This window comes from Herbaspirillum lusitanum P6-12, from assembly GCF_000256565.1.
GTDB classification, from domain to species: domain Bacteria; phylum Pseudomonadota; class Gammaproteobacteria; order Burkholderiales; family Burkholderiaceae_D; genus Herbaspirillum; species Herbaspirillum lusitanum.
On the sequence record NZ_AJHH01000804.1, the window covers coordinates 1 to 4,406 of the forward strand.

The window sequence follows — 4,406 nt, forward strand, 5'->3', positions numbered from 1 at the left end:
GCGCAACTGGTGCAACTGCGACAGGCCGAAGCGTTCGGCGTGTTCGATCACCATCAGCGAGGCGTTCGGCACGTCGACGCCGACTTCGATCACGGTGGTGGCGACCAGCACATGGATCTCGCCGCGGCTGAAGGCGTCCATCACGTCCTGCTTTTCCGCTTGCTTGAGGCGGCCGTGGACCAGGCCGATGCGCAGGTCGGGCAGCGCTTCGGCCAGCATGGAATAGGTGTCGGTGGCGGTCTGCAACTGCAGGGCTTCGGACTCTTCGATCAGCGGGCAGACCCAGTAAACCTGGCGGCCTTCCTGCGCCGCCGCATGGACGCGCGCGATCACTTCGTCGCGGCGGTTCTGGTCGATGGTGCGCGTGACGATCGGCGTGCGGCCGGGCGGCAGTTCATCGATCACCGACACTTCCAGATCGGCGTAATAGGTCATCGCCAGCGTGCGCGGGATCGGCGTGGCCGACATCATCAGCTGATGCGGTACGGTTTGCGGCGCGGCGTCGATGTCGGCATCGCCCGCAGTGTCATCCCGCGCCTTGTTGCGCAACGCCAGCCGCTGGCCGACGCCGAAGCGATGCTGCTCGTCGACGATCACCAGCCCGAGTTTCCGGAACTGCACGTTGTCCTGGATCAGCGCATGGGTGCCGATCACCAGGCGCGCTTCGCCGGATTCGATGAGGGCATTGGCGGCGGCTTTTTCTTTCTTCTTGAGGCTGCCGGTGAGCCAGGCGACCTTGACGCCGAGCGGCTCCATCCACGCGGCGATCTTGCGGAAATGCTGGTCGGCCAGGATTTCGGTCGGCGCCATCAGCACCGCCTGGAAGCCGCTGTCGATGGCCTGCGCGGCCGCGATGGCGGCGACCACGGTCTTGCCGCTGCCGACGTCGCCTTGCAGCAGCCGCTGCATCGGGAAGGACTCCTGCAGGTCGTGGCGGATCTCTTCCAGCACGCGTTGCTGGGCGGCGGTCAGCTTGAACGGCAGTTGTTTGATGAAGGCTTTGGAAATATTGCCGATGGTCGGCAACGCACTGGCGTTGCGCGCGCGCCGCGCAGCCTGGGCGCGCTTGAGAGACAACTGCTGCGCCAGCAGTTCGTCGAACTTCATGCGGATCCAGGCCGGATGCGAGCGCTCTTCCAGCGCGTACTCATCGACGTCGGTCGGCGGGTTGTGCAGCTGGCGCACCGAGGCTTCGAAACCGTCCAGCTTGTGTTCGGCCAGTATCGCCGGCGGCAGCGTGTCGCGCCAGTCGAGGCGCGACAGCGCGCCGCCGATGGCCTTGCGCAGGTAGGCTTGCGACAGGCCTTCGCCGGCCGGATAGACCGGCGTCAGCGCGGTCGGCAACGGCGCGCCTTCCAGCACGACTTTATAAGCAGGATGGACCATCTCGGCGCCGAAGAAGCCGTGGCGCAGTTCTCCGCGCACGCGCACGCGCACGCCTTCGGCAAGTTGCGTGGCCTGGCTGCCGTAGAAGTTGAGGAAGCGCATCACCAGCGGACCGCTGTCGTCGGTAATCGTCACCACCAATTGGCGGCGCGGGCGGAACTGGACGTCGCTCTTGCTGACCACGCCCTCCACCTGCACCACTTGCGTGCCGCGCAGGCTGGCGTCGTGGATGCTCATGACCTGGGTCTCGTCCTCGTAGCGCAGCGGCAGGTGCAGCGCCAGGTCCATGTCCGAACGCAGACCCAGTTTGGCCAGTTTGTTCAGGGCTTTCTGGGCGTTGCTCAACGGCGGCGCGCTCTTGGCGGCCTTGGCCGCGGTCGCCGTTGCCGTCGCCGTCTTCGTGCTGTCGGCAGAAGCTTTCTTCTTCGGTGCTGGCATGCAGAGGGTTTCTATGTCGAGAAAGCGTAAAATAGAGGGTTCGGCGCTATTTTACTGTGCTTTTACTGTGCTTATTTACAGTATTTGTCACAGTATTTCTGCTTTGCCGCTTTCATTGGCTATTTTCATGTATTCACTTTCCGATTTCGATTTCGACTTGCCGCCCGGCTTGATCGCGCAGCTTCCGCTGGCCGAGCGCAGCGCCTCGCGCTTGTTGCAGGTTGACGGCGCGACCTTGACCGACCGCCGCTTCGCCGACGTGGTCGACCTGCTGGCGCCCGGCGACCTGCTTGTCTTCAACAATACCCGCGTGCTCAAGGCGCGCTTCTTCGGCATCAAGGAAACCGGCGGCAAGGTCGAGGTGCTGGTCGAGCGCGTGCTCGACAACCGCAGCGTGCATGCGCAGGTGCGCGCCTCCAAATCGCCGCCGCCGGGGTCGCGCATTCGTCTGGCCGATGCGTTCGACGTGACCGTCGGCGAGCGCTACGGCGAGTTCTATACGCTGCAGTTTCCGTCCGACGTGTTCGCGCTGCTGGAGCAATACGGCAGCTTGCCGTTGCCGCCCTACATCGAGCACGCAGCCGACGAGTTCGATGAAACGCGCTACCAGACCGTCTACGCCAAGGAACCGGGCGCGGTCGCCGCGCCGACAGCGGGCCTGCATTTCGATGAAGCCTTGCTGGCGCAGTTGCAGGCGAAAGGCATCGATACCGCCTTCGTCACGCTGCACGTCGGCGCCGGCACCTTCCAGCCGGTGCGCGTGGAAGACCTGTCCGAACACAAGATGCACAGCGAGTGGTACACCATCGCGCAAGAGACGGTGGACAAGGTGCGCGCGGTGAAGGCGGCGGGCGGCAAGATCGTCGCCGTGGGCACCACCAGCATGCGTGCGCTGGAGTCGGCATCGCAGGCAGGAGCGTTGGAAGCCGGCAGCGCCGACACGAAGCTGTTCATCACGCCGGGCTACACCTTCAAGACGGTGGATCGCCTGATCACCAACTTCCACCTGCCCAAGTCGACGCTGCTGATGCTGGTCTCGGCCTTCGCCGGCTACGACAATATCCGTGCTGCCTACGCGCACGCCATCGCGCAGCAATATCGTTTCTTCAGCTATGGCGACGCCATGCTTTTAACTTGTGACGCTTTTAACACCTAACTATGCTTGAATTTACCCTCCTTAAAACCGACGGCAACGCCCGTCGCGGTCGCGTCAAACTGAACCACGGCGTGGTCGAAACGCCGATCTTCATGCCGGTCGGCACCTACGGTTCGGTCAAGGCGATGTCGCCGCTGGAATTGAAAGAGATTGACGCCCACATCATCCTCGGCAACACCTTCCACCTGTGGCTGCGCCCGGGGCTGGAGGTGATGGCCAAGTTCGGTGGCTTGCACGGTTTCATGGGTTGGGACAAACCGATCCTGACCGACTCGGGCGGCTTCCAGGTGTTCTCGCTGGGCGACATGCGCAAGATCACGGAAGAGGGCGTGCACTTCGCCTCGCCGATCAACGGCGACAAGCTGTTCCTGTCGCCGGAGGTGTCGATGCAGATCCAGCGCGTGCTCAATTCCGACATCGTCATGCAGTTCGACGAATGCACGCCGTATGAAATCGACGGTCGTCCCGCCACGCAAGTGGAGGCGGCGCAGTCGATGCGCATGTCGTTGCGCTGGGCCAAGCGTTCGCGCGATGAATTCCAGAAGGGCGAGAATCCCAACGCGCTGTTCGGCATCGTCCAGGGCGGCATGTTCGAAACCCTGCGCGACGAATCGCTGGCTGGCCTGAACGAACTCGGTTTCGACGGCATCGCCATCGGCGGCTTGTCGGTCGGCGAGCCGAAGGAAGACATGATGCGCGTGCTGGAACACATCGGCCCGCGCCTGCCGGCCGACAAGCCGCATTACCTGATGGGCGTCGGCACGCCGGAAGATCTGGTCGCGGGCGTGGCCAGCGGCGTCGACATGTTCGACTGCGTGATGCCGACGCGCAATGCGCGCAACGGCTGGCTGTTCACGCGTTTCGGCGACATCAAGATCAAGAACGCGCGCTACAAGGAAGACACCAAGCCGCTCGATGAAACCTGCGATTGCTACGCCTGCCAGAACTTCTCGCGTGCCTACCTGCATCACTTGCACCGCACCGGCGAAATCCTCGGCGCGCGCCTGAACACGATTCACAACCTGCATTACTACCTGCAGATCATGAAGGAAATCCGTGCCGCCATCGAGGTCGGACAGTTCGCGCAGTTCGTCGTCCAGTTCAAGGAAGATCGCGCGCGCGGCGCGTAATCACAACGGTGGCATTGCTTCCGGCGGCATGATCGCGCCGGGATGCATCACCACGCAGCCCGCCAGCGCGCAACCCGCCTCGGCTGCAGCGATGGCGGAGGCGCCCTGTCGGCGCGCCGCCAGATAAGCGGCGTTGAAGGAGTCCCCGGCCGCAGTCGTATCGATCGCCGTCACTTTTTGCGTAGTCACCGCTTGTGCCGCGTCCATGCCGGCCGCCTGCACCAGGCAGCCTTGCTCCCCCAGCTTCACCACCACTTGAACACGATTCACAACCTGCATTACTACCTGCAGATCAT

General features: G+C 63.5%; 4 protein-coding genes. 2 read left to right on the plus strand and 2 right to left on the minus strand.

The genetic code is table 11. The features are described from left to right. The coding region (gene recG / locus HLUSI_RS0125790) for an ATP-dependent DNA helicase RecG (protein ID WP_016836669.1) at nt 1–1,824 on the minus strand (1,824 nt) is incomplete at its 3' end. A 127-nt stretch (nt 1,825–1,951) separates the two neighbouring features. Here recG and queA point away from each other — a divergent pair. Then, on the plus strand, nt 1,952–2,980 hold the full coding sequence (gene queA / locus HLUSI_RS0125795) for a tRNA preQ1(34) S-adenosylmethionine ribosyltransferase-isomerase QueA (protein WP_016836670.1): 1,029 nt from the start codon (nt 1,952–1,954) through the stop codon (nt 2,978–2,980). Between the two features lie 2 nt (nt 2,981–2,982). Next, nucleotides 2,983–4,110, plus strand: a complete 1,128-nt coding sequence (gene tgt, locus HLUSI_RS0125800; RefSeq protein ID WP_016836671.1) for a tRNA guanosine(34) transglycosylase Tgt — start codon at nt 2,983–2,985, stop codon at nt 4,108–4,110. Here the strand turns inward: tgt and HLUSI_RS0125805 are convergent. Next, on the minus strand, nt 4,111–4,406 hold a 296-nt coding region (locus HLUSI_RS0125805; RefSeq protein WP_029364036.1), incomplete at its 5' end, for a PfkB family carbohydrate kinase.

What these genes read in the sequence shown, in the direction of transcription:
- queA (WP_016836670.1), top strand. Translation starts at nt 1,952, where the DNA reads ATGTATTCACTTTCCGATTTCGATTTCGACTTGCCGCCCGGCTTGATC.
- tgt (WP_016836671.1), top strand. Translation starts at nt 2,983, where the DNA reads ATGCTTGAATTTACCCTCCTTAAAACCGACGGCAACGCCCGTCGCGGT.